The 25,706-nt window shown below is 57.0% G+C and carries 18 protein-coding genes; 3 read left to right on the top strand and 15 right to left on the bottom strand.

Features of this window, described 5'->3' with window-relative positions; all coding sequences use genetic code 11:
• Nucleotides 1-9 precede the first annotated feature (9 nt).
• The 11 genes from THTE_RS04355 to THTE_RS04305 all read right to left on the bottom strand — a co-directional run bounded on the left by THTE_RS04355 (nt 10) and on the right by THTE_RS04305 (nt 16,646).
• A complete protein-coding gene (locus tag THTE_RS04355; RefSeq protein ID WP_095414284.1) occupies nt 10-1,617 on the bottom strand; it encodes a glycoside hydrolase family 5 protein in 1,608 nt (535 codons plus the stop codon).
• Entirely contained in the window at nt 1,617-3,770 is a 2,154-nt protein-coding gene (locus THTE_RS04350) for an outer membrane protein assembly factor BamB (RefSeq protein ID WP_157731728.1), read from the bottom strand. The genes THTE_RS04355 and THTE_RS04350 overlap by 1 nt, the downstream gene beginning before the upstream one ends.
• 254 nt (nt 3,771-4,024) lie before the next feature.
• The gene (locus THTE_RS04345) at nt 4,025-5,110 is read right to left on the bottom strand and encodes a uroporphyrinogen decarboxylase family protein (protein WP_095414282.1); all 1,086 of its coding nucleotides are present in this window, start codon (nt 5,108-5,110) and stop codon (nt 4,025-4,027) included.
• A gap of 145 nt (nt 5,111-5,255) precedes the next feature.
• Nucleotides 5,256-6,215: a protoheme IX farnesyltransferase gene (locus THTE_RS04340; protein ID WP_095414281.1), complete on the bottom strand. Its 960-nt coding sequence runs from the start codon at nt 6,213-6,215 to the stop codon at nt 5,256-5,258.
• 122 nt (nt 6,216-6,337) lie between these two features.
• Complete coding sequence (locus tag THTE_RS04335; RefSeq protein WP_095414280.1) at nt 6,338-7,339, bottom strand: COX15/CtaA family protein; 1,002 nt, start codon at nt 7,337-7,339, stop codon at nt 6,338-6,340.
• Nucleotides 7,340-7,372: 33 nt separating this feature from the next.
• Nucleotides 7,373-8,476 carry a c-type cytochrome gene (locus tag THTE_RS04330; RefSeq protein WP_168175785.1) on the bottom strand — a complete coding sequence of 368 codons (1,104 nt, stop codon included), beginning with the start codon at nt 8,474-8,476 and terminating at the stop codon, nt 7,373-7,375.
• Between the two features lie 170 nt (nt 8,477-8,646).
• Nucleotides 8,647-9,582 carry a hypothetical protein gene (locus tag THTE_RS04325; protein WP_095414278.1) on the bottom strand — a complete coding sequence of 312 codons (936 nt, stop codon included), beginning with the start codon at nt 9,580-9,582 and terminating at the stop codon, nt 8,647-8,649.
• Nucleotides 9,583-9,786: 204 nt separating this feature from the next.
• On the bottom strand, nt 9,787-13,782 hold the full coding sequence (locus tag THTE_RS04320; RefSeq protein ID WP_095414277.1) for a PDZ domain-containing protein: 3,996 nt from the start codon (nt 13,780-13,782) through the stop codon (nt 9,787-9,789).
• A 47-nt stretch (nt 13,783-13,829) separates the two neighbouring features.
• Nucleotides 13,830-15,104, bottom strand: coding sequence for a cytochrome b family protein (locus THTE_RS04315; RefSeq protein ID WP_095414276.1), 1,275 nt, complete (start codon nt 15,102-15,104; stop codon nt 13,830-13,832).
• 97 nt (nt 15,105-15,201) lie between these two features.
• Complete coding sequence (locus THTE_RS04310; protein WP_095414275.1) at nt 15,202-15,975, bottom strand: cytochrome b N-terminal domain-containing protein; 774 nt, start codon at nt 15,973-15,975, stop codon at nt 15,202-15,204.
• An 11-nt stretch (nt 15,976-15,986) separates the two neighbouring features.
• A complete protein-coding gene (locus THTE_RS04305; RefSeq protein WP_095414274.1) occupies nt 15,987-16,646 on the bottom strand; it encodes a QcrA and Rieske domain-containing protein in 660 nt (219 codons plus the stop codon).
• Nucleotides 16,647-17,261: 615 nt separating this feature from the next.
• On the opposite strand from THTE_RS04305, the gene purD reads away from it, so the two are divergent.
• Complete coding sequence (gene purD / locus THTE_RS04300) at nt 17,262-18,557, top strand: phosphoribosylamine--glycine ligase (protein ID WP_095414273.1); 1,296 nt, start codon at nt 17,262-17,264, stop codon at nt 18,555-18,557.
• A gap of 39 nt (nt 18,558-18,596) precedes the next feature.
• On the opposite strand, the gene THTE_RS04295 is transcribed toward purD, so the two are convergent.
• The 3 genes from THTE_RS04295 to THTE_RS04285 form a co-directional block, all read right to left on the bottom strand.
• Nucleotides 18,597-19,400 (bottom strand): NYN domain-containing protein, encoded by an 804-nt coding sequence (locus tag THTE_RS04295; RefSeq protein ID WP_095414272.1) that lies wholly within the window; start codon nt 19,398-19,400, stop codon nt 18,597-18,599.
• A 70-nt stretch (nt 19,401-19,470) separates the two neighbouring features.
• Nucleotides 19,471-20,757: a dihydroorotase gene (locus tag THTE_RS04290; protein WP_095414271.1), complete on the bottom strand. Its 1,287-nt coding sequence runs from the start codon at nt 20,755-20,757 to the stop codon at nt 19,471-19,473.
• 127 nt (nt 20,758-20,884) lie between these two features.
• A complete protein-coding gene (locus THTE_RS04285) occupies nt 20,885-21,874 on the bottom strand; it encodes an aspartate carbamoyltransferase catalytic subunit (RefSeq protein ID WP_095414270.1) in 990 nt (329 codons plus the stop codon).
• Between the two features lie 267 nt (nt 21,875-22,141).
• On the opposite strand from THTE_RS04285, the gene THTE_RS04280 reads away from it, so the two are divergent.
• Nucleotides 22,142-23,122 (top strand): GGDEF domain-containing protein, encoded by a 981-nt coding sequence (locus THTE_RS04280; RefSeq protein WP_157731724.1) that lies wholly within the window; start codon nt 22,142-22,144, stop codon nt 23,120-23,122.
• A gap of 83 nt (nt 23,123-23,205) precedes the next feature.
• Here THTE_RS04280 and THTE_RS04275 read toward each other — a convergent pair whose 3' ends face one another.
• Nucleotides 23,206-24,162, bottom strand: coding sequence for an ABC transporter ATP-binding protein (locus THTE_RS04275; RefSeq protein ID WP_095414268.1), 957 nt, complete (start codon nt 24,160-24,162; stop codon nt 23,206-23,208).
• Nucleotides 24,163-24,717: 555 nt separating this feature from the next.
• On the opposite strand from THTE_RS04275, the gene epsC reads away from it, so the two are divergent.
• Nucleotides 24,718-25,704: a serine O-acetyltransferase EpsC gene (gene epsC / locus THTE_RS04270; RefSeq protein ID WP_095414267.1), complete on the top strand. Its 987-nt coding sequence runs from the start codon at nt 24,718-24,720 to the stop codon at nt 25,702-25,704.
• Nucleotides 25,705-25,706 lie beyond the last annotated feature (2 nt).

The raw sequence follows: 25,706 nt of genomic DNA, 5'->3' as shown, positions 1-25,706 counted from the left end.
ACGTCGGCATCAGTCCTTTTTCTTATCAGAAAACTGCGGCTTGACATTCTCGGCATACCACGATCGAAGGAGTAAAGCGCGATCGGTCGGTGTGGCTGTTCGATTTCTGTCATTGCGGTCGGGACCGTGCTCGACACTCCACCCATCCCACTCCCGAAAAGCGTGGTACGCCCAATCCCAGCCGTATTCCTCGAAAATTTCAATACAATCTTTAAGATACTGGCAGGCGCTATCAGCCGGCGCCCAACGTATCGCACTGAATTCACCGATATAAATATGGACCCCGTTTTCTTCCTGGAACCGCCGAACAGGTTCGAGCACCTTGCGCAATGTATTCCGATCGTACCATTTTCCGTCGATAGTCCCGGGATAGACGATACCGACCGGATTATCATAGACTCCCTGATGTGTGAATGCGTGCGGCACGTACATATGGACGCTGTACACCACGCCCGGTACGTCGATTGGGTCAAGAAGCGCGATGGACGACGGACTGCCCCAAGGGGCTGGCTCAATGATAATCGCGTGCTTTTGGTCAATTGCCCGGACGCGGCGTGCCGTCTCCTCAGCGAGGCGCTGCCAATTCATCAATCCATCGGGGACCATTCCTTCTACCGGCTCGTTGACCAAATCATACCCCCAGACCACGTCGCTGTCCGCGAACCGCCGAGCGATATCTTCCCAGATATCGATGAATGCTTTTTGAAACTCGCGGTCGTGGAATATACGGCACTCGGACGCTTCATTTCTGCCGCCGGGAGGAGTATGAAGGTCCACAGTCACAAGAATGCCGGCCTCGCGACAAACCGGCAAAGCGGCTTCAAGCCGCTTCAACGCCCCATCGAGCCATTGGCGATATTCGTCCAATGTTGCACTATCGGCTGGACTATGCGGAAATCCATTCCAAATGAGCTGCCAGCGGATGTGGTTGGCCTTCCAAACGTTCCCGAATTCCAGCAGGTCGGCGTTGGTCACATGGGGACCAATCATCGCGCCCCGCAAGCGAGGCAAATTGTGCCCTTTAAATACTTCCTTGTGGTTAGAACTGAGTTTCTTTTTTGGAATAACCTCTACGGCAATATTGTCGAACCACGCGTCGCCCGTCACATTCTCCAGGCCCACGATGAGATCTACCTGCTGGCAATCATCAGGCACAGCGACGACAAATTGTATGGGACGCCAGTCGAAATCTCCGCCCGGAAGATTCTGCTGCGGCCACTGGATTTCCCCTCCCGATTCGATGCGCAACATGCACTTAATGCCGTTCCAGGGCTTCGGCGGTTGAGAAACTCCTTTCGCGCGAACAAGTGCATTCACCCGAACACGCTGGCCACGGAGCTTGTCAACCGGCAACCGATATCGAATATTGCGGCTTCCCGGCCCCGTTGCCGCGTCAACCCACACGTGCAGGCACCTGCCGCCCTGTTCAGTTCGTTCTACCGCAATCCCCTCCTTTGAAGACGCAATCCATTCAGCCGGTAACGCCTGGACATTTTGTTCACCGACAATCTCTTCAAAATCCCAGCGCAGAACAGTGACAGGTTCCTGAGCACATGCTGCCGCACAGGCAACGGCAATACTCATAATCGCGAAAATATTCCACAAACACCCTCCCATTATTGACCCCTTCTGGCTGATGAATTAGACTCGACCGCATACTGCGCGGTAGGTGCAGTCCGGAATGCGACGATCTCCCGTGACGAAGCGACCAGCAGATAATTCTCCGCGTAAACGAGATTTCCCCCTTCCACCTGCCATGGGCTCAGTGGAATAACGCGCTTCGGTTCAGCCGTCCGTCCATCGACGACATAAATGGCATCGCGCGTCGGCCAATAGACGGATCCTCCCGCGATCAGGCCTCGCCCGTGTCCGAGATATTCTGCTCCGATCGGCCAGCGTGCCACAATTCTTCCGGCCTGGTTGCCGCGGAGCGCGATCCAATACAGGCGATCCCCTGCGGCGATGAGATGGTCATCGACGATGCCCAGCAGATATTCGATCCTTTCCCCGTCTGATCCTGTACTCCATAAGATTGCTCCAGTAAATGCATCTATTCCCAATACATTTGTTGTATCCGTAGGCGCCACATAAAGTTCGCCGTTACAATAGACAGCGGGATTCGGCTCGCGGAAGCGAAAAGGCTCCCAAACGGAAAGGTCTCCCCGCTGGACGCGCGGATAGCAGGTAATCCAACGAATGTTTCCGGTCTCCCGCGAAACCGCGGCAACCGCGCCTGCATTCGTTGTCAGGAAAACTGAGTCCTGAGCGACCGTCGGCAATAGATGGGTCATCTCATAAAGCATAGATCGTCCCGGAGTATCCGCCGCACAAATAAATTGAAGCCATTTTCTATCACCGGTTTCCCGATTGAGGCAAGCGAGGTAGATATGAGAGGGCACGTCTGTCCGCCGCATGACCACATAGACATTGTCGCCGATGGCCAGCGGTGCACTTTCGAATGACCACCCCTCATCAGGCGGCTCCCGGGACCACAGCAGTTTTCCCTCCTGCTCCAGGTCAACAGCCACCAACACATTCTTTTGTCGTATCGCCTCCGAGAGGAGGGCGGGCTGAACGGTCACCGGCGAGCCAAGCCGCGCGAATAGCTCATTTCGATCCACGGTGATTGTCGTTCTTCTTACTCCAATGGTATTGACGGGAATAAGTTGTTCTCGATCGTTAGAATTTATTGAGAATATCTCTGGTGCTTTCAGCCCCCACAACGGCTGGCCGCTTTCCAGGGCGAAAGCATATATTCGATCTAATCCCGCGATAAACACAGCGTCCCTGGCAATTACGGGAAAAAAGGCCAGCGGGTGTTGATCTTCCGCCGTCAGCCGGACCGAAGGAACCTCCGACCACTGGGTGATGACCGCTCGCGGCAACGGGGGCAATTTTGCCCGCCAAGCCAGACCGATAATCTCAAACTCCTTTTCTATCTGAGGCAATCGCTCTTCGTTTTGCGCGAACGTGGTCCAATATCCAACGCCCGGCCGCCGCGGCCAATGCTCAGCATCTGCCAGGAGGCTCGTCAGAGTCGCTGTAAACTCCGCCTCCCGCCCGGCCATTCGACCGCGCTCACCAGAATGAACCGTTGAAAATTCCGCGAGTTCTCGACTAGCCTGGGAAAGTCTGCCTGCCAGAATGGTGGCCAGAATCAACCGGGCACGGACGGCCGCCGCCGAATAGCGACATGTCGCAACCGACCGCCACGTGAACAGTTCGTCCGCCCGCCGATCAACCGGCAAAAGCTGTCGCCAAAAGAATTGGGCCTGATCGGGCAGACCGGCCTGCAATGACCACTCCCCCAGGTACCACAGTGCTATGTCGGCGTAATGGCTTGCCAATTCACTCTCACAAATGCGGCGCAGTAACGCTTCGTCTTCCGCTTGCAACCCCTTTTCCAACCATATTCGACAATTGGGATCCACCAATTGCCGATATTTTTCCAATCCCTCCTGAGGCAAATGAGTCAATAGAAGCTGACAATACTCCCGAACGGGAATATAGCGCGGTGGGACACCCTTCAATCTGGCCGTAACATTAACGAGATCATCCCCGGCTTTGGTGACAACCTCCCTGATGCCCGCCACCACCTCGTCCCAGTGCTGCCCCCTGATCGCTTCTTCGATCTCAGCCAACCGTGTCCGCACGGTTCCGTCTGCCTCATTGACCCGAATATCATTGGAAAGCTGATATTCCGGCGTCAGCGACAGTCCGATAATTTGTGCATCCGCCTGCCTGACGGTGCATATCAGCGCAAGAACCATCGTAGACAACAAAAAGACAAAACGGTCACAGCACCGTCGCGGAGGAATCTCACTGCCCCGGCGGCATCTCAACGATTTGCTGTGAGCAACCTGTACAATAGTCCACATATCACGATAAAGCTTTACGATTACTGCTCGTCGCAATGGTATCACTCGCGCTATTGATTTGGATGTGTCATAGCGGTTTGGGTTTGGCAAGCCGTTTCAGTGTTCACTCTTTTTCGAGCCACGTCCCAAGGAAACGCTAAGAGCCCTCAATTGGTCTCCGCGCGGACGGTGCTGGTCGGAGCATTTGGTTCTTCTGCCTCGGCCGCAAGTTTTCTAATCTCTGATACAATGGCCTGAATATTTTCTGAACTGACACCGGGCGGCATACCGCCTCCCGCCGACCAGAGGACGCGCCGTCGATCCGCAAGCGATTCCCAGATCCGCTGAACTTCTCGGCGACAATCCTCCGGCGTTCCCGCTGCCAGAACGTCACGGGGAGCGATATTGCCCATCAGCACAATCTCCGGGCCCGCCAAGTTTCTTACATCCTTCATACCGTGTTCATGCGAAAAATTGAAAACATTGACACCCATCGACTGCAAATACTGGGCCGTGATCAGACCGTGGGCATCATTGTGGAGCATCTTAACGCTGACATCCAACGTTGCGAATATATCCCGAAAATAGGGGACAACAAATTCTTCAAAATCTTTTTTGCCGATAAAACCAATCAGATCGTCCAAAATAAGTATGCCATCGATATCAGGAAAATGTGTTTTTTGGCACTTTAGCCAGTTTTTGATGAACGTCGTTATCAGCGCGATAAGCCGATGCGCCCGATCGGGCTCGGTTTTAAGGCCCAAAAGAAATTCTGTTTGCCCCAGCAGGTAGGACGCAATATTCAAGGGGCCGCGACTGACAGCAAACCGGATACGGTGTCCTGCCTCGCGGATCAGCGGTTCCGTCTGGTGCAGGCGCTCCAGCACGAATGGCAGCAGGCCATCGCGTCCGCAGTCCGGCAAGGTCAATGCGTCCACGTCGCTCCAGCTTCGCAAAACCGGCTCGATATGGGGAAACTCATTGATCGGGAACCGGCACCGGCCCCCGAACGCGGAGGGTTCCGTGCACATCCCAAATTCCGCCCAAAACCCGGGGATGAACCAGACGTCCGGGAACGTCTGGACCGCCCGCAGGTTCGCTTCCAACCATTTCTTTTCACTGCACAGGTACTCGCGGATTGTCATGCCGCACCATCCTGGCAGCCAGGGCGAGTCAATAATGAACCCCACCGCTGGCTCCGTACTCTCGCCGGCGATCAGGCGTTGTAACTGTTGCCATTGATCATCGCGCATGGTCCGACTCCCCCAGGGCACGTGTCGTGTCTTCCCTGTAACTTATCGTACCACGTCCCGGTATCGGAAAGAATCGCGGGCGTCGTCTTGCGCGCCCCTGACACGAACCCTCAAGCCAATCGTGGCGACAGTGCCAGTGGTCGATTTAATGGAACCACCGAAATACGGCGAAAGCGAGGATTAAAAGGAACAGGTAGACAAGCGTGTGCCGCATAAGCCGACGACCGCTGGACTGGTTTGGGTCTCGGAGAAACGTCAGGGTCGGCAAAGTTAAATAGACTGTCCCGATAGTCAGAAGGCCAGCCATCAGCGGGTTGATTCCTCCCCAAATCACCGATCCAATGACGCACAGTTGTAATCCTGCCAGGCCGGCGAGGGTATAAAGACGCATCAGGCGACCACTGGGATCGGCAACCGGAGCGACCTGAATACCGGCCTGCGAGAATTGATCCCGATACAGTGTGGCAATCGCCATCGCGTGGGGAAACTGCCAGAAAAAAATGAGTGTAAAGAGTGTCCACACCTGGGGGACGTGATAGCCATCCACCAAGCCCGCCCCCAAAACGACCGGCGCCGCTCCCACGACCGCTCCAATCGGTGTTTGCCAGCTCGTTTTCTTTTTGAGAGGCGTGTAAATAGCCACATAGAGTGCCCAGGCGGCCAGACCAAGCACAGTCAGCATAATATCGCCTGAAGCCAACAACCCCAATGTGCCCGCCAGCGTCAGCACGGCTCCCGCAACCGCGGCCCAGCTTCGCCTCATTCTTCCCGCAGGAATAGGTCGGCGGGAGGTGCGGGGCATCAATCGGTCTGACTCGCTTTCGATGACCTGGTTTAAAATGACGGCCCCAACGATGATGCCAATCAAAAACACCAGCTTGGCCGCAATTGTTCCATCAACTGCAGCGGACTCCGCGGCCAGCGCAGCTCCTGTGACCATGGTGGCCACGATGCTGAAAAGGATGCGGACCCGCAGGAAAGCTCCCCATTCCCGCAGCCACCCCACGATGCTCACTTCCGAAGCGGAGTTCTGCCGGGCAAGCTCCCGGCTTTTGTCCCCCATTGCGACAACGGTATTTGCTAGTCGTTCTCCAGGATTACTCATGTTACTCACCACTTATTGTGGATGTGTTACCTGTATGAAGTGTGATTGGCTCTTTTTACTCATTGTATTATCTCTCACATTCGACAAACTCATTGTCACCCAAGTCTGCCTCGATTGTGATCTCACGCCGGTTGATGCATTCGCAGGTTCTGCGAGCCTGGATTCATGGCGGCTGTCAGCCAGCTGGCCACTCCGGCGGCCAGCAACAGGGATCCCGTCGCGGTGTGTGCTGTTGTGACGAGAGCCTGTGCCGCTCCTCCTTTCACGACGGTATAGGAAATAGCGAGAAAATAATCGAGAAACCAGATGGGGAAATTATAATTGACCACCCATGTGAATAAGCCAAGCGTAAGCTGTATTGCGTAAATTCCACTTAAAATCTTCAGCCAGAATAACTGGGAGGGGTGCTCACGACATTCGCGCCACCATACGATGCCAAGGAACACACCAATAAGACCGGCCACGATTAAATGAACAATCGTCCACAAAAATGCCCAACCTGGCGACAGAGTGGGAGGAAGGTGGCGGAGTTGGGCACCAACGACGATCTGGGTATATATAGTCGCCACGAGGACGAATCGCCACCCTGCCACACTACGAAAAAGTGACTGTTGGGCGTACCGTATCGCTTGATCTGACCCTACGATCGCACGCCCCGTGATGACCACCACTCCCGTGACAAGGCCGAAAAAAAGTGGCGCGATACATCCGTGCAGATTTGCCAGAAGAAGCTCCTGTCCCAGCACCCGGAGGCCCCCTATTACTCCCTGCATGCACACCAGGATGAAGACCACGACACCCAGTCGCCGGAAGCGTGCGGAGCCCGTCCTCCACAGCGCAACCATCAGCGCGATGGACACAAACCCGGCCGCGGAGGCAATCAGACGATGACTGTGTTCCAGGAAGATATCCCAGGTTTTCAGCCAGCTTTCTATGGGATAGAGGAAAAGGTTATATCCGTAGGTATTTGGCCAGTCGGGAACCGCCATACCGGCGTCGTATGTGGTGACGAATCCGCCCATCCAGATCAGCGGAAAGGTAACAGCCCACAAGACCCAGGCCAGCCGGTGGGCCCAGCGAGTTCCTCTTTCAGTCGCTCTGTCACCCGAACCACCACGCTCCATACAACTATCCAAATTTATTTTCACGATGGGGGTCTATTTTTTAATGTCATTCTTTCGCGCTAAAGAAAGAACATAGAAGGTAAGGTCCCAGATTTCTTCGGGCGTAAGAATGCCGGGCTGTCCGGGGGACGGCCCCATGGCAGGCATCGGCGTGCCTTTGATTCCTACATAGATTCTGAGATAGATATCCTCGGGACGGCCACCTCCGTGGAAAATCCCCTCCTGAAAATTGCGAGGCTTCAGTTGCTGCAACGGCAGAGAAAACCAGCGTGACAGTTGCCGCGTTTGCTCCTCGGTGACACCCTTTTTCGGTTTGTTCCAATCGTCGTACAGATCGGTCTGTTCACCATCGCCGCGACCCTCCGGGCCATGGCACTTGACGCACTGGGAGCGTGGCTCCTGATAAACGAGCTTTCCGCGCTCAATAGCCGCCTTGAGCTGAGCCTCGTCGAGCTGAGGCCGTTGTGGCCGGACCACCCAATGCTCAGGATCTTTTTCGGGTGCTTCCCATGCTTCGGCCACCGGGAGCACCCCTTCATCGATGACACTTTGCTTGCTGAGCGGGAGCAATTCGTTCTCATCCACAACCAATCGCAGCAGGTAGAGCTCAGTTTCTCCGCGGATAGAAAGATACTGGACATATTCAATAAGTGCCTGAATATCTTCATCGGGAAGAGGAGCAAACGATGGCATTCCCGTCCCAGGAATTCCACGGCGGATGGTCCGCTCGAGGTCCTGACGAGTAGGCTTGGCCCCCAGCACAGTGGATGTGTACTTGAAAACGCCATAGCGGTAGTCGCGGGGATAGGGATTGAGCATTGCCGCGATCGGCCCTGCTCCGTCTCCAGAAATTCCGTGACACACGGCACAATGCTTGCGATAGAGTCCTCGTTCCACGCCACTGAAATCGCGACGGGTTGGTCCCGCAGCACGCCGCAGAAGCTCCAAATCGAGATTGACACCCGGTGGAACACGCGGATCATCAGGCGTTCCGAAAAGATCCGTGAGCATGCCGACAATCGCCTCGCGCTGGGCGGGTGAGATAGAGGCAGGATCACGCCCCTCGGTATTTAAGCGGAACTCCACGGGTCGCGACTTACCACAGCCCGCCAAGCTCAGTAATACTATAAGTAACACCACGACGGCACCGGGCTTCCGGTCAATCGCCGCTGTGCGATGCGGTGCTATGGTCTGAGGTACTGCGGGGTCAACGAACATCATATTGAATAAGGTTAGAACATGTCGTGCCAATCTCATGTCGTAGAAGTTAACAAATTCACGCAATTAGTTAGTCCACGCAGGACAGGTCAGGTTACCTTGAGCGATGCGGGGCTGACGCGAATTGTTCCCAGGTCGTTCAGGCCGGGCTTGACCGTCACCGTGAAGCGCCCCCGCGGATAGCCGGGTAATTCCAGCTGCCGGACACGTTCCTGCCAAAGCTGAAATTCCCATTCGCCCGGTGGAAGGTACGGAATGCGAAATGTTCCGTCGCTTCCGCTGATGGCAAAATAGGGGTTGTCGCGGGGAAGAATATAGGCACTTTCCCAGGGATGATAATTGCACACGATGTGGACGGGCTCTGTTTGGGTGCGGTGAAATCGCCACGTGGCGTCGGTCTTTTCGCCAGGGGCTGGGGCCAGAATGATGTTCGCCGGCAGGTCTCCCAACGGGGTGAACGCTACGTTTTGCGCGATTGGATCGGAATTGACAATATAGAATTCCTGAACTGTATACCAAATTGCCAAACAATGCGGTTTGAAAATGCAGTCCCGATTATCCAAAGTGACGCGTTTGGGAAACTTTTCTGCCAGTCCGGGAGGCACAGGAACGCCACGGCTGCGCAGATATACATAAACGTTGGCCAGCTCACCGTCTGGCCCGACCAACAGCGATTCGTCCCGGATGTCGTACTTGCCGCAACAGTCCACGTCTTTATCGACTTTGAGTTTCTTTCGTTCCGGGGGTGTTCCCACGTAGATGAATCTTCCGGTCAACTCCCCCAGTTGCCCGCCTTCCTCGCTCAGCACAAGGGAAGAAACGAGGGGTCGTGGAACGCTTAAGAGCGTACCCAGGGCCGCTAGCTTTTTCAGGAATTCTCGCCGATATCTCGACCGGGAAATCAACTTCCGCGCATCGACGGTACGTTTTGCCGCTGTTCGCCGCGATTCACTCCTCATGGCATCGCCTTTCACCGTTCCGCTGCGACCTTCGCCGAACCCTTCGCGCTGCCTGTCCGGAAGCATGTGCCATCCACAGGTCCTCGGTTCTGACAATCTCCCGCCGAGAAATTTCAAACAGTAAAACCCGCTGGTCGAGGTCCATTATCGAGGAACAACGTCGCTGCCCCCGTTGCGGTTCTGCCGTAGGCCGGATGGTATCTTCCCATTCTATGGTCCCAGGGGCTTTCAGGCCAAATGCTGGTTGTTTCTGACTTCGGCCAGCACCCGTCACGGCGGCGAGTCAACGGTCCCTTTGCCCGAACCATCCGGTGAAGCAATACGTTTTTGCCGCAAATACCGATCGTAGCTCTGAAGGAGCTCCACCACAGCCTGGCGCTGCTGGTCGGCGGACGCATCGAAGACACTTCGGTCAAGTGGTTCTCCGCCAGGCGGAAAGTTGATCGGCATAGCGGTGTACGGGAGGATGGCCCGGGGATTCTTCACCCACTCGCTGAGGTAAGTTACCTGGAATCGGCGATACACCTCATCGAGGGCGGGGGCTTCGTTTGGCATGGCGAGTTTTGCCGGGTCCGCAGCAGCAAGGCGATGACACTTACCACAGTACGTTTTCGTGTCGTGGACCAGTTTCTCCGCCAATTCGAGTTGATGGAACCGCGCCTGGTCCTGCGCCGAGGATTGCGGCTGGCGTGCCCTTCCCCAGTCCTCTGCTGCCGGTGCCGCAGAGTGCAAAGCCTGAAAATACCCCACCAGACGGTCGATCTCCTGGGGATTCAAGTTGTACATGGGCATCGCCAGGGGGACAGCCGGGCGAATGGAAACCGGCGTGTGGAGGAACTCCCGTAGCCACGCTTCCTGAACGGCCACCCCTTCATAACAGAGCGGCGGCGGGACGGCCCCCCATAACTCGGAAGGCCCCACGTTGAGCACCAGTCGCTGCACGTACTCCGCCAGCCGACCATAGAGCTGGGCAGCCCATTCGCCTCCCTCCTGCGGTCTGATGCCAACGATTTGCGGTTTTGCGATCGGGAGGGCGGCCTGGCCCACAGGCCAAATGTAATTCCCAATTCGCACAGGTCGCCACGGTTCAAAAAAGTAGAGCGGATTATCGCAGTCATCGATATCTTCCAGAAGCCGGCCTGTCATATCACGCTGCGCACGCCCCACGACCACGGCAAAACTGAACACGGAGACAGGCGATGAAACTGGCTCTCGTCCCGCTTGATTGAAGCCCACGGTGTTTTGTGCTTGAACTTGCAATTCCGGCTGCGGAGCAATCGGCGGCTCAGGCGGTTCTTCCGTAAGATAGCGCAAAGTCCACCTTTCCGGATGCAGCATGTGGCACCGGTCGCAACCGTGACGTTCGATGACCATCCTGCCGACGGCGAGGGCCGCCCTTCGCCGATCCTGATAGGGGGAATACTCCGGGGGCGTCTGAAATCCGTCCAATCCGAGCACGAATGTCATAATGGCCCAGCGCTCGTCACGCGTGAGGGGAAACCGGGGCATCCGCAGACGGTGGAGCGGGCTTTGGAAGGTCAGCCCGTAATCGAAAACCCGGGGTTGCGTCAGTTTCAGCCACAACCAGCCTTCCCGGCGACGGGTCCCCAACAGTGCCGCCAGTTCGGGCCGAAAGCTCGCCTCGCGATAGAGAGCGCTCCCGGCTGCCGTCTGCCGCAGAAATTGCTCGCTATGACCGAAGTCCAGGAGTGCCAAGGGCTTTCGGGCAAATGTGGAGAGATCCGGACCAATTGGCGATTGCCCCTCAAACCCAGAAATACTGTGACACGCGTAGCAGCCGTATCGAGCAATGGCCTTACGTCCCAAATAACGCAGCTTTTTCTCACGCGATAGAGGCGTCACCAAATCAGCCAATTCCACGGCCAATCCGGGACTGAGCCGCTCGAATTCCTTTCCGGAAATACCATGCTGACTGTACAACCGGGCCCGCGGGAGGCCGAATTCTTCCGCCAGATAAGCGGTCACTGCCGCGTCGATCTGCTTTTCGTCTACATTCAGCGGGGCAGGGTGAACGTCTCGTTCTGTTTTTTGTAACAGGAAGCTCGCCAGCGCCCGGATCAAAGACCGGGGTGTCCAGTGCCGGGCGCGCGCGGACGCATCCTCGCTACCAGGCGATTCACCGGTTCCCGATTCTGAAGGCACTAGCATGGACAGCCAGGAATCTTCACGCCATTGGGGACGAGGCATTCGCGTATCGGGATTGAGCGACCGCGGATCCTCCAGCCAGCGCTCCAGCCATTCCCTCGCCCGCGGCCCAGTCCAGCGATTCCCTAAGTCGGACAAATCCGGTCCGAGAGTCGGTCCCACCGAAGCGGCGGGAAATTCTCGATGGGTGTGACAGGCCAGGCAGCCCTGAGTTTCGAACACAATCCTTCCCCAATCTGCATCGTTCGGCGTGCCGTTCTCTGCGCCTGTCGTGGCGGCAGAACCGGCCTGTGTCGGCGTCCCACTCGATCGAGTCCGCGTCAGAAGGTATTCCGCGATGCCGGCTATTTCCGCAGCCGCAACTCCATCCTGATCAGGCTCGCCACTGGAGAAGGATGGATTGACGCCGAAAAAACGGGGCATCCTTGCCGATGGCAGAACACCCTGGGGATCCGCGATGATGGCTTCCAACTGCTGCCGTGCAAGACGATCGCCCACAGACCGCAAACTGGGGCCGGGTTTCCCCAGGCCACCTGGCCCTGCCTGGGAAGAGCGAAGCACTCCCGCGAGCCGGCGAATTTCCAGTTGGCGGATGCGCTCGTCAAGAGATAGGACCGGGACCCGGGACAGCTCGGAAAGCCAGGACTCCAGTTCTTTTTTTAACGCCTCGACACCCGTGGAATTACTGGCCGATTGCAGGACCTGGCGGGCGGCTGTCGCCACATTTTGCGGCGGCTCCCAGGCAAGGATTTCCTCAGCCACTTCCGTGGCCGGACCGGGGGGCTGCAAATCGGCCCCCAATCGCTCCGTCCCAACCCCATCACTGCCGAACTGGTGACAGGCATAGCATCCGTAGCGTTCGACAAGTCGGCGGCCTGTCACCAGTTGGGAAGCCACCGAATCCTGCTCTCGAGGTGTTTCGATAAGGTCGAAGACCCTTTCATGACACCGCAAGCATCGGCTTTCGACGAGCACAGTAGGTAGCATGGGATCAATAGACGCGACGAAAGACGCGGGGATTTTTTCAACTTCAGCCGGCTGTTGAAAATGCTCCGCCCCCACCACATCCGTGGCCAGCCCAACGCCTCCGTGACAAATCGTGCAGCCAAATCGCGAAGCTGGATGCGAACTGTTTTCAGCGACATACAAATCCGGGTGGGGATGTCCGGTAAACGGTTCCGCAAGGCCGCGGAGAATGGTAACACTGACAGCGGGGACTTTTGTACTATCGCTGCCAAAGTTTGAGGGATAGTAAATATATTTTGTTGAGTTAGAAAATGCCTTTTCATCACGCGAAAGCAGCTCCAAGCAGCGTCCCACTTCGGCTTCCACTTCCTGAGGCGACGCGACATGCCGTGATCCGACTCCGACGATTCGATCGCCTGGCCGAAGACCAGCCACTTCCGCGGGGCTGCCCCGTTTGATCGTTGCCACTCGAGCCTCCGCGCTGCCAAGCAGCCCAAGAGACATCCATTGGATCCCCAGCTTTTCCGCAATTGTTGAGAATCTCTTTTCGTTGTGTTTTATTTCATCCACACTATGTCTTTCTTTGAGAATAAGTGGCAAGGCGAGGGTGATCGTGTTTTCTTTCTCCATCACGGGACGGGTGGCGGCATGATACTCGGTCGGCTGGGCCCACGGAAAACCATTCCCCGAGCCGCCCGCTCTTGAAACCTCCTTTAGCTCCGATATTGCTGGGCCTTCCTGAGTTGTCCAATCCACAAACAGGTGGCAAGTTGTGCAGCGATCGCGACGTACGACTGCTCTTTCCGAGAACTTCTCCTCCAGCCCCGGGAGGACAATCTCGCGGAGTTCCAGGCTGAAACGCCCTGTTCCCCCAGGGATGCTCTCCTTTTCGCCACTTGTCGATAGCGGCGGAAGGATCAGCCACTCGTTTTTCCCCTCTTGCTGGTTGAGCCGCTGCGATTCCGAATGGACGACCTCAGCCACAGTTTGTCCCAACCGCTGGTATCGCAGCCACTCACGATGGTGTTCTCGATAGAGTACCCAAACCACCAGCCCAAGCAATACTCCGCAAAAGATCACGCAGAGAACGTGCAAATAAACCAAGGGATAATGGTGCTTTAATGGATTTGCCATTGGCTTGCCATCAATTAACTATGGAGACACGGCTCGCTCACTCACTGTCATAAGTTAATCCCAATCTCTGGTAGCCATAGTATGTAATTGATATCCATGAGCCAATTAAGATACATCTTCACAGGAATTAAAATCATAAACGCCAGCAACACACTCATGGTCCAGTGCGTGGGCCTTGACCACTGCGGTACATATTGCCGAATGGATTTCATCCGCAGAATCAGCGGCACGCCACCAAACAGCATTCCCAGCAGGACCACGCCAGGGCTTTCCCGGCGGAGAACCCTCCACGGATTCATGCTCTTCGCCTCATGTGCGCCAACGTTTACATTCCATATGACGTGAGAAAGCGGACGTGTTTCGAGGACGCTCGGTTTTTTAATGGACCGGGATTCATAGAGACCATAGAACTGCCAGTCCGGCCCCCGATAGAACGTGCCTATAACGATCAGAATTGTCCATAGGATATAGCCACTTAGAAAGACGCTCGTCGCGAACTGCCGCTGGCGGAATCCATAGAATCCCGTTTCTTTCGGGCGGGTGTCCGCATAAGGAATTAAACACAGACCAAGAATAATGAACACCGGAATCATGACACCCGCCAGCCACGGATCAAAGTACACAAGGAGTTCCTGCAACCCCACAAAATACCATGGTGCCTTGGCGGGATTGGGCGTCCACGTCGGATCGGCCGGCGACTCCAAAGGCGCTGGCATGAGCAACGACCACACCAGCAACACTCCCAACATTGCCAGCATGGCGAGAAGTTCTATGTACACCAGGTCCGGCCAGACGAAGATGCGTTCCCTTTCGTAAGGCTCGGCCTCCATCACTGGTTGGTTCTGCTGCCTGCGGCGATCATTTTCCGCAGCCAGTCCCAATCCGTAAACAACGCCCGCCAGAGAGGCCGCAATAAACAGCAGCACCGCCACATGATCGGGAGCAAGTACCAAAGCCGCAAAGTTCCTGTCTTCCAGCGAAAGCAAAAACCACAACCACAGGCCGATCACCATGTGGACGGCCAGCCGCGGCGTCCATCTCGATTGGAGTCCCTTCAGAAAAACAAAAGCTCCGGTAAATACCAGAAGCGTCAAAACGGGAGGAGTAACGAAGTGATCAATCACCTGTTTGGCCCAGTTGGGGAGCCCCCAGGCACGCCCCATGCTCGCAAAAATGCCACCCGCCAGGAACAGCAAAGCGTACACGGTCGGCTCGATCGCCTGCGATTTCCGCGCGCCACGGCCGACCAGCCGAATGGCCGCCCAAGCAGCGATAACTAAAACTGAGCCAAAATAGAGAATGGCTAATGATTGATCTTTCATCCAACTCGTAATAATTGTAATGCAGTGTATAATTCCATGTTTTTATGTCCGCCGCATATCAGGGTTGCAGCTTTTCTATCCTCTCTACATAAATCGCTCAAAGTGGCCCACTGATGCCACCATCCTTTCGCACGCGCCAGAAGTGAAGTCCGCAGAGAAACGTCATGGCCAGCGGGAGGGCCACACAATGCCAGATATAAAACCTGTTGAGAGCCGCGGGGCCGATCCTGTCGCTGCCCAGCAAGAAATAACGCAGGTCGGAAGTGGGTGTGATCAGCGGCTCGCCGTGCAGTGTGAGAAGCTCGCTTCCCGGCCCTTCATACCCGACAAACGGTGCCGCGGCCACCATATTCGTCCCCACCGTGGTCGCCCAGTAGGCCAGTTGGTCCCACGGTAAGAGATAGCCGGTAAAAGAAAGCAGAAGTGTAAGAATAAGAAGACTGACACCTATCACCCAGTTAAACTCGCGTGGAGGGCGATAGCTCCCAGTTAAAAAAACTCGCAGCATGTGGAGCATCACGACCACCACCATCGCGTGTCCTGCCCACCGGTGGAGCTCGCGCATAATGCCGAAATAGACGGAATATCGGAGATCGAGAATATCGGCGTAGGCATACTCCGGGACAGGCCGATAATAGAACATCAAGGCCACTCCCGTGACAATCTCCACCAAAAAAAGAAAAAATGCCAGCCCGCCCATGCACCATGTGTAGCGAAGCCGCACGGCATACCGGGGCACCCCCACCGGATGAACGTGCAGGACAAACGTGTTAAAAATCATGAGGACTTTTTCCCGGGTCGTTCGGGGAAGCGGAACCCGGAAAATACTCCGGTAAAAGCGCGACTGTCTTATTCGACTCCACACACCCATCCCTGATCCCCTCAACCCACACCGTGTTCGAGCATCACGAAACTTCTTGGATCGTCCCAGCCGCCGTTTTCCTTGCGGAAAGTAAGCCCTGTGTTCACCAGGAGGACTCCGTCCGCCAGATTAACAGCACACCGTTCCAGAGCGCGCCGTGCCGGACCGCGGAGCCGCTGGCCCTCCTTGTCAAACGCACTCCCGTGACATGGGCAGACAAACTGCCGCAAGCCTGCGTCCCATTGCGTCATGCAACCCAGATGGGTGCACGAGGCTTTCAGCACCACGATCTGTTCTCCCTGCTCGCCGGATTGCCGAACTACGTAAACGCCCAGGGTATTCAACCACGCTGTGTGCACGGTATCCGGAACAATTCGACCGATGGGTGCGATGGGGATCCAATCGCCCGGCCTCCGTGGGTTTCTCGGCCAAAGAAATCTCACGCCCGCGTACCCTGCCGCAACGCTAAGCACACTCCCGAGCCCCGTGAGCAACCGCACGAGCAGACGATTCCACCCCCCCGCTGCGGCAATGGTTCCAGCTAATCTTCCAAAGAACTCGCGGCGTGCCGGCGACGGAAGTTCCGGATCGTGGCGTGCCGGTGGCACAGACGGCGGAAATTCATCGCCGCTTGGCAGAGTTTTCGAGGGCGATGAATGTGTCGGAAATTTTGCGTCCATCTGCAACGAAAACCGCTGTAAAAAACTCGTTCTTTTTTCGAGGAAAGCCGGGTGGCGACTCGAACAAGCCCTTGGCGTTCATGGCGGGGAGTCGGCGCCCTCCCGGAAACATTTCGCTTGGACCTTCATCGGCGAGTCGTCCCCTTCCAATTCTCCTATTGTGTCTTATCGCCCCGGGCGAGTCGAACGCACGGACAGGCGCCCTGGATCACCCGGCGGACTCACGCTTCTACCTTGCTCGCCCAAGCTCGGGCTGTGATTTACGGACCGATTTTTCGTCCCCTGCTCTTTACGCACACCGACGGCCGTTCGGTTCCCTCCCGACAGGGCGCATAGGTATGGTGTATCTTCGGACCTAAAAAAGTTTGCTCGAAAACGGGTCTCGCCGGGCACGACAAGCACACCCCTCCGCGTCGGAGGGACCCGCCTGTCAGGTTCGCATTTCTATCGATCCCGGCTATCCCGCAGTTTACTGCTCTTCCTTGGATCTGGTCCCATACCGAATGAAAACAACCAGAAGAACGGCAATCCTTCTCACGCTCCGCCTCCTGACCTAAAATCAGGGTCTAAAGCAAGTTGGTGAAGTGCCACGCGATTTGGAAAAGGTCCGATGCAATGAACGTTTTGGTGATTGGAAGTGGCGGCCGGGAACACGCCCTGGCCTGGAAATTGAAACAGAGCCCGCTCGCCGACCGCGTGTTTGTAGCTCCCGGCAACGCCGGTACAGCCCAGGATGCCGAAAATGTTCCCATTTCTGAAAAAGACTTTGCGGGGTTGATCCGCTTTGCCAAGGCCAACCGGGTCGGCCTCACGGTGGTTGGACCAGAAGCCCCGCTCGCCGAGGGGATCGTGGATGCCTTCCGTGCGGAGAAATTGCGGATTTTCGGCCCCACCAAGGCCGCCGCGGAACTAGAGGCCAGTAAAGTTTTTTGCAAGCAGCTCCTGCGTTCGGCTGATGTACCAACAGCCGACTTCCAGATTTTTTCGGACCCGGCCTCTGCCCGGCGGTACCTCATGGAAAAGGAGGACATGCCGCTGGTTGTGAAGGCCGACGGCCTCGCCGCCGGCAAAGGCGTGATTGTCTGCGACAATCGCGAGCAGGCCCTTCAGGCCATTCGGCTGATCGCCGAGGAAAAAGCGTTCGGCTCGGCAGGCGACCGACTGGTCATCGAGGAGCGGCTCCACGGAGAGGAGGCCAGCGTCCTGGCGATCACGGACGGGAAAACGATCGTCACGCTTCAGCCGGCCCAGGACCACAAGCCTGCATACGACGGGGACACGGGCCCCAATACAGGCGGCATGGGGGCCTATTCCCCTGCTCCGGTGGTGAGCGACGAGGCCCTACACTGGATCGAGGCCAATATTCTCGTTCCCACCGTCCACGCCATGCGGAAGGCCGGCCGGCCTTTCACCGGGGTGCTCTACGCTGGTTTGATGATGACGCCGCTTGGTCCGCGGGTCCTGGAATTTAACGTGCGGTTTGGCGATCCGGAGTGCCAGCCTCTCATGATGCGGCTCAAGTCAGACCTGCTGGAAATCCTTAATCTGGCTGTGGATGGGCAGCTCGACCAGCTTGAATCGCTGGAGTGGGATCCACGTCCCGCTGTGTGCGTCGTGATGGCCAGCGAGGGATACCCCGGCTCCTATCAGAAAGGCTTTCCCATCCGCGGTCTGGACGAAGCCGCTCGCTTGCCGGATGTCAAGGTTTTCCACGCAGGAACAGCGCTGAAAGACGGGGAAATTGTGACGGCGGGCGGCCGGGTGTTGGGGGTGACGGCCCTCGGCGAGAATATCGCCCGGGCGAAATACCAGGCCTACGCGGCCGTCAAATGCATCCGCTGGCAGGGGGCGTGGTGCCGAAAAGACATTGCCGACAAAGCGATCCGCCGGTTGACCCAGCAGAACGTCTAGCCGCCTGACCGCGTACCCTCCTAACAGCAATCGTGCAAACTAACCCTGGCGACGGGGTGGCCGACGGTGGCGAGGGCGCCGCATTCGCGCAAGATCCCGTTCATCCAACGCGTCGATCGGTTGCTCCAGCTCATCCGGAGTGAAACCGAAATCCACTGCCGGCAACAGTTCGGGAAGCGATTCCTGAATCTGTTCTTCGCTGCTGGCTGCCGCGCCCTGCTTGGGCACTTCCGGGGTCGGCTGAGCCTCGCCAGGAGTTCTCGCCTCTGAATCCTGCCGGGATTGCGCTTGAGGAATGGCTTCCGGGTCCTCGCTGGTGGCGTCTTCGGATACTCCGAGCAGTCGGAGCCAGTCCTCGGTATTCATGTTGGAAACATCGGGCAACTTGGATGCAGCGTCACTCGAGCGAGGGGACGTCGGCCCGCGATAAGACGCCCGAATGAGCAATTCGCGATACCACTTCTCGCTATCCACGAATTTGGCCCGACGGCGACGTGCCGCCCGCTGAATACGGTGATCGCTGGAGATGACCGTCAGCTTCCGCGGCGAAGTATGCTCGTTGATGAGTCGCTCAAGGAGCGAATCGGCATCGGGATACCGCACGGCAAACTTCACCGAAATGCCGCAGTATTCAAACTCGGTGGGGAGCGGTCGCGGAGGGCTGTGAGCATCGAAGACCACAAGGGTTTCCCGGGCTTCTTCGGGAGTGAGATGTTCTACGAGAAAATTCAGGAGCGCCTGACGCGCCAACCCCAGGGGGGTGATACCCGCCGCCCCGGAATCCTTCACTTCGATCCCCGAGCAGTTGAGAAAGTTGTAGCCATCGATCAAATATCGGATCACCTACCCGGGTCTCCCATCCTCAGCCGACATCTAAGAGGAGCCTGCCCCGCACCTTGCGGCCGACACGCCGTTAAGCCTGCTCACCCAATTGGTATTTTATCACCCCGCCGACAATGACAACTGTCGCGCGACCTTCCAACGCCCAGCCGGCAAACGGCGTGTTCTTCGACTTGGAATGGAGCTGCTCCGGCTCGACCATCCACCTCACATCGGGATCGATGACCGTGACATCGGCGTCCGCACCAATTTGCAGGGTTCCCTTGGGAATTCCAAGAATGCGGGCGGGATTGATGGTCAGTTTGGCGAGCGCCTCGGACCACGAGAGAATACCGGGCTTGATGAGCCGCATGATGACAAGAGGGAGGGCCGTCTCCAGCCCCACCACACCAAACGGTGCCCGGTCCAGCTCCTGCATCTTCTTTTCCTTGGCGTGAGGAGCGTGATCGGTGGCGATAACGTCGATTGTGCCGTCGCGCAGGCCTTCCAGGCACGCCTTGACGTGTTCTTCGGAACGCAGAGGGGGATTCATTTTGAAGTTCGAGTCAAACGCACGGAGCGACTCATCGGTGAGCGTGAAATGATGAGGTGTCACCTCCGCGGTCACGCGGACTCCGCGGGCTTTCGCCCGGCGAATGGCCTCCACACTCCCCAGAGTGGAAACGTGCATCACATGGAGGCGTCCGCCCGTGGCTTCCGCCAGGGCAATATCGCGGGCTACCATGACCGACTCTGCCGCCGCGGGAATTCCCGGCAAACCCAGGATTAATGACACCAGCCCCTCGTGCATTACCCCATTGCGAGTAAGCTCGGGAATCTCACAATGATTACACACCGGCTTGTCGAACATCAGACAGTACTCAAACGCTCGCCGCATCAATTCCGGGTCGTAAACCGGCGCCCCATCATCGCTGAAGGCAACCGCTCCTACCGCCACGAGTTGGCCGATTTCCGCAAGTTCCTCTCCCTTGCGGTCCTTGCTGACGCAGGCGATCACGTAAACATTGCAGTGCCCGTCGCGTGCCGCTTTCTGACGGACAAATTCCACAGTCGCCGGAGTGTCAATGGGGGGATCGGTGTTGGGGCAGCAGGCGATGGAGGTAAATCCTCCCGCGACCGCCGCCCGGGTTCCCGTGGCAATCGTCTCATCATCTTCATGGCCGGGCTCACGGAGATGAACGTGCATATCGATCAAACCCGGCGAGACAATTTTTCCCCGGGCGTCGATCACCCGCTCGTCACCTCTCGCCGTCGGATTGTACGCAGCAATCTTTCCGTCCTCGATAAGGATGTCAATGTTATCATCCAGTCCTTGACTGGGATCGATGACCCGTCCACCGCGAATCAGAATCCGCTCCATGTTTCATTCCTCGCCATTTACTGCACGGCGACTCCCGCACGACCACGTTTTCTACTTTTTCCCTTCGGCGATGTGCTTTCCCGACCATCACGTCTGACACCGCCGACCACACGTTAAAGCCGCCGTGCTACAGGCACGCTTTGACTGGTGATCGCTTCTGATCTGGTGCGCTCGTCAGCAACCAGAGGACGGCCATTCGGACGGCCACACCGTTTGTCACCTGATCCAGAATCGCCGAATGCTCGCCGTCAGCCACGTCGGCGGTAACTTCCACACCGCGATTGATTGGCCCAGGGGCGATGATCAGGATACCTGGCTTTGTTCGGGCCAGGCGCTCCGCATTCATGGCGTATAGCAGGGCATATTCGCGGACAGAGGGGAATGGCCGTCGTGTCTGTCGCTCAAACTGGATACGCAACAAATTCAGCACGTCCACCCGGGGCAGAATCTCATCCAGGCTGTAAGAGTACTCAACCCCCAACTTCTCCCAATCCCGTGAGACGAGGGTCGATGGCCCACAAACAATGACGTGCGCGCCCAGCTTTTTCAGGCCCCAGATATTGGACCGGGCTGTCCGACTGTGGGCGATATCACCGACCAGCGCCACGGTAAGGCCCTCGACTCTTCCCAGCCGCCGCCGAATGGTCAGGATATCCAAAAGCCCCTGGGTGGGATGTTCGTGGGCTCCGTCTCCTGCGTTAATGACCGAGCAACGCAGTGATTTGGCCAGCAAATGGGGCGTCCCAGGAGTGCTGTGCCGCACGACCACCGCGTCGATCCCCATGGCCTCGAGATTCCGCGCCGTGTCCACCACCGTTTCGCCTTTGGAGAGGCTGCTTGTGGCCGCGGAGAAATCCACCACATCAGCCCCCAATCGACGCGCAGCCAGGGAAAAGCTGTTGCGGGTTCGCGTGGAATTTTCGAAGAATAAATTGACGCACGTCTTGCCCGTTAAAAGCGACCACTTTTTGATCCCCTGGTCAAACGCCCGGCGAAATACTTCCGCCGTATCCAGGATGCAAACAATCTCTTCCGCCGAGAGTTCTTCCAGGCCAAGCAGGTCGCGGCGGGACCAACCTGCACGCAGTTCCAGAAGCTGGGATTGAAATTCGTCCATCTGACGAGCACTCTCTTTGAGCGAATCACCTACGCCCGACGGTCACCATCCCCCAAACCTGCCCGTTTGATCAACCTCCCAGTTCGTGACCTTTTCAGCCCGAAGCCAAACACGCACAATAGAACGCGCGTATGGGCAATCGGCTGTTTCCGGCGATGCATCATTTGGCCGATTCTAAGGCGCGGACTTTCGCCCCGCAAGGACGTCTAGCCCATCACGGATATGGACTTTCAATTTCAACGGACGAGGTGTCTACAGATTCCGTCCATGGCCCGCTTATTTCGCCCCTCACTGGTGGTACTTCTGGAACCGACGCAGTGGAACAGACTCCGCGAGGCGGTGGACCATCTCATTCCCGGTGAGCTGGGCGACATCTTTGTGCTATCGGCCAATGTTTCCCAACCGTCCAAGTTTAGCGCTGAGCATGTCGCTCCCGGCGTTTCCCAGCCCGAAAAACCTCCCTTTACTCCCCGGCCAGGTGTCATTTTGCTCACGGATCGCGCGGTCTCCGCGGAAGAGCTTGGCCAACTGCTTCATTCCGGCGACAGCGATCGGCGAAAACCAGTTCCCGTGCACATCGTCTCCTTGGGCTGTGACTTGCCAGGGGATGTTGCTCTTCCGGAAGACACTCCCCCCGAGGCCGTGGGAGAGGTCCTGCGACTGCTCGCAAAGCTCGCACGGTTGCGATTCATGCTCGGTCGGCGGCAACACCTGGTGCGAAGGCTGAAACGCGCGGCCTTCCGCGACCCCTTAACGGGTCTGCTCAACCGCAGGGCCTGGCCCAGGGTGTTTCGCTCCGTATGGCAACAGGCCAAAAGAACACATCAGCAAATGGTGGTGGCGCTGTTTGACCTGGACAACTTCAAATCAGTCAATGACATCCTGGGGCATCGCCGAGGGGACGAACTTTTGCGGAATGTTGGACTGGCCGCCCGGCAGGCATGCCGGCGAAGCGATTATCTTTTTCGCTGGGGCGGAGACGAAATCGCGCTGGTCTGCATCATCGACCCCAACGTGCCGGCGGAACCGATCGCGGACCGTGTGCGTGAACAGCTCGCCATCAAGATTGTCGATCTCGACGACAAGGTCCTCACAGCCAGCGCCGGAGTGACGGTCATCTCCCCGTATCCTTTGTCAACGTCCGGCAAGCCCGTCGCAAAAATAGCGGAAGAAATGATCCAGCAGGCCGATCAGGCCCTGCGCCGCGCTAAATCCCTGGGCGGGAACATTGTTTGCCGATTCCCCTGAGCTTGAAATGCGGAATCTGCCGGGCACCGATGAGCGGACATGACGGGCGGTTTAGCCGACAACAAGCACAGGGACTCGAGCCATCACACGCGTTGACTTTCCTCTAGGGCGTTCCCGGCCGTCGCCTGCATAAACAATTCTTCCAGCGTGGGCAAAAGCGGCTGATACTCGACAACGTCAATCCCGGCCATGACGAGCGTTCGCAGAACCTGGGCAAAAACCACCTCTCCCTTCTGGGACGATTCCACAAGTTCCAAAATCACCTGCCCGTTTTCAGTTCTACTCCACCGGACCTGGGGTAAATTTCTCAGGGTGGTCTCCAATCGATCGGGCGCCCCCAGGTAGTGCACACGGACGCGGGGCCGCCGATCTGTTTTTGTTAAAACTTCTCGCAGTGTCCCCGAAACAACCATGCGCCCCCGCTCGATGATGCCCACATGGGTGACCATGTCCGCCAGCTCAGCCAGGTTATGGCTGGAAAGAAGGATAGCCTTTCCCTCGGCAGCCCATTCCTTGAGAAGGGATTTGAACTCCATTCGGGCAACTGGATCGAGTCCCGCCGTCGGTTCATCGAGAATGAGAACAGGGGGATCATGGACCAGTGCCCGCGCCAGATAGAGTCGCTGCTTCAACCCGCGGGAAAGCTTTCGCACATCGGTTTTCGCGTAGGCGGCCAGGCCGAGCCGCTCCAGCAGGTCCTCCACCCGACGTCGCCTGATTTGCCGGGGCACTCCGTAAGCACGGGCAAAAAAATCGAGAAAGCCCTTTACCCGAAAACTGGGGAATTCGGCAAAAGTATCTGGGACATAACCCAGGTGGCGGCGAACCTCGCGCGGCTGCCGTGTGACACTGTAGCCGGCGATCATGCCGTCGCCAGCCGTCGCCCGAATCAACGTGGCCAGGAAGCGAATCGTGGTCGTTTTACCGGCCCCGTTTCGGCCGATGAAACCAAAGACTTCACCAGGCGTCACCTGAAAACTCACGCGGTCGACCGCGCAAAAACTCCCGTATTTTTTGGTAAAGCGATCAAGTTCGATCATAAATGGTGTATTTTCGAATGGTTCGGTTGAAGCGTTATCTTTGCCGTTCTGGTTAGTTTACGGGCTGAGGGAAGAAACGGCCACGATGGTGGTTGGCGACTTATGAAAATCTAAACAGCATAGAAAAAGTATAACGATGGTATAACATCCGTCGGTTCCCGCTGTTGAAAGGAGCCGAATATCAGGAAAAACGATATTATTCGTCGGCGACTTGCCAAGCCTTGTTTTTGTGACAGGCCTTGCTACCATAATTCAAGAGGGGAACTCTTGGTCTACACGGGAGGAAGGTCTGGCTGTGATCCTCCAAATCGTGGCGGGCTCATGTCTGAAAGGGTGTCGCTGTCCGGCGTAAACCGGACAGAAGCGACACAATCTTTACCGAAAAAGTCGTTGTTTTGGTCTTCTTCCCTCAGTCCACCCCCCGATGGGTCAATTTCTGATAAAGCCCGATTCGTTTCCGTTTAGCGCCCACGAATTGATAACACGTTCTGATACCTTTGATCGAAAAGTCGCACCGCAGTCAATCAGATCGCCCCGATTACCGGAGACAAGGCCATGGCTTCAGATTTCCGCCTAAAGGAAAAGTTGCCCGAAATCACTAACCGACTGGTGGAAACGTACCGCACCCATGGTAGCACAAGCCATCTCGGCCATTGTCCGCTCCCCAACTACGAGGCCGTCATTCAAGCCACCGAGTGGATGAAGGAAATCTTGTTCCCCGGTTACCGCCGACGCGACGGCCTCCACATGGGAAATGTGGTCTACTACGTGGGTGACTTGGTGGATAAATTGCACGACCTTTTGACGCAGCAGATTGCTCGCGCTTTGCGTCACGAGGCCAATCACGCCGCCGAGTGCGACCCGATGAGGCTGGCCGACTTTGAGGCCCTGGGACAGGCCAAGACACTGGCCTTTCTTGAGCAACTGCCCGAATTGCGAAAGATCCTGGCGCTGGATGTTCAGGCTGCCTACGAGGGTGATCCCGCGTGTAAGTCCCTCGACGAGGTCATCCTCTGCTATCCCGGTTTTGAGGCGGTCACGGTGTATCGTCTTGCCCATCTCCTCCACGAACTCGAGGTTCCTCTCATCCCACGGATGATGACAGAATGGGCCCACAGCCGCACGGGCATTGATATTCATCCCGGAGCCAAAATCGGCACGTACTTTTTCATTGATCACGGCACGGGCGTGGTCATTGGGGAGACGTGCGAGATCGGCCACCACGTCAAGCTGTATCAGGGCGTCACACTGGGAGCGCTCAGTTTTCCCACAGACTCGGAAGGTCGGCTCGTCCGCGGGACCAAACGTCACCCCACCATCGAGGATCGCGTGGTCATCTACGCGAATGCCACTGTCCTGGGCGGTCGAACTGTCGTGGGGCACGACTCAGTGATTGGTTCCAGCGTCTGGCTGACCCGCTCCGTTCCCCCGCATTCGACGGTCCTGCTCGAGCGCCCCAATCTTCGCATCCGCGAAAAGTGCGAGGAACTCCGGCCGGAGGATAGCCTGGCCAATGGCAAAGCCGCCCAGGACGCCGCTTGAAT

This window comes from Thermogutta terrifontis, assembly GCF_002277955.1.
GTDB lineage: Bacteria > Planctomycetota > Planctomycetia > Pirellulales > Thermoguttaceae > Thermogutta > Thermogutta terrifontis.
This window is presented reverse-complemented; position numbering and strand designations above follow the sequence as displayed.

What these genes read in the sequence shown, in the direction of transcription:
- THTE_RS04280 (WP_157731724.1), top strand. Translation starts at nt 22,142, where the DNA reads ATGGCCCGCTTATTTCGCCCCTCACTGGTGGTACTTCTGGAACCGACG.
- THTE_RS04305 (WP_095414274.1), bottom strand. Translation starts at nt 16,646, where the DNA reads ATGGACGCAAAATTTCCGACACATTCATCGCCCTCGAAAACTCTGCCA.
- THTE_RS04320 (WP_095414277.1), bottom strand. Translation starts at nt 13,782, where the DNA reads ATGGCAAATCCATTAAAGCACCATTATCCCTTGGTTTATTTGCACGTT.
- THTE_RS04290 (WP_095414271.1), bottom strand. Translation starts at nt 20,757, where the DNA reads ATGGAGCGGATTCTGATTCGCGGTGGACGGGTCATCGATCCCAGTCAA.
- THTE_RS04315 (WP_095414276.1), bottom strand. Translation starts at nt 15,104, where the DNA reads ATGAAAGATCAATCATTAGCCATTCTCTATTTTGGCTCAGTTTTAGTT.
- THTE_RS04355 (WP_095414284.1), bottom strand. Translation starts at nt 1,617, where the DNA reads ATGGGAGGGTGTTTGTGGAATATTTTCGCGATTATGAGTATTGCCGTT.
- THTE_RS04285 (WP_095414270.1), bottom strand. Translation starts at nt 21,874, where the DNA reads ATGGACGAATTTCAATCCCAGCTTCTGGAACTGCGTGCAGGTTGGTCC.
- THTE_RS04345 (WP_095414282.1), bottom strand. Translation starts at nt 5,110, where the DNA reads ATGCGCGATGATCAATGGCAACAGTTACAACGCCTGATCGCCGGCGAG.
- THTE_RS04325 (WP_095414278.1), bottom strand. Translation starts at nt 9,582, where the DNA reads ATGCTTCCGGACAGGCAGCGCGAAGGGTTCGGCGAAGGTCGCAGCGGA.
- THTE_RS04335 (WP_095414280.1), bottom strand. Translation starts at nt 7,339, where the DNA reads ATGGAGCGTGGTGGTTCGGGTGACAGAGCGACTGAAAGAGGAACTCGC.
- epsC (WP_095414267.1), top strand. Translation starts at nt 24,718, where the DNA reads ATGGCTTCAGATTTCCGCCTAAAGGAAAAGTTGCCCGAAATCACTAAC.
- THTE_RS04340 (WP_095414281.1), bottom strand. Translation starts at nt 6,215, where the DNA reads ATGAGTAATCCTGGAGAACGACTAGCAAATACCGTTGTCGCAATGGGG.
- THTE_RS04275 (WP_095414268.1), bottom strand. Translation starts at nt 24,162, where the DNA reads ATGATCGAACTTGATCGCTTTACCAAAAAATACGGGAGTTTTTGCGCG.
- THTE_RS04310 (WP_095414275.1), bottom strand. Translation starts at nt 15,975, where the DNA reads ATGGGTGTGTGGAGTCGAATAAGACAGTCGCGCTTTTACCGGAGTATT.
- purD (WP_095414273.1), top strand. Translation starts at nt 17,262, where the DNA reads ATGAACGTTTTGGTGATTGGAAGTGGCGGCCGGGAACACGCCCTGGCC.
- THTE_RS04350 (WP_157731728.1), bottom strand. Translation starts at nt 3,770, where the DNA reads ATGGTTCTTGCGCTGATATGCACCGTCAGGCAGGCGGATGCACAAATT.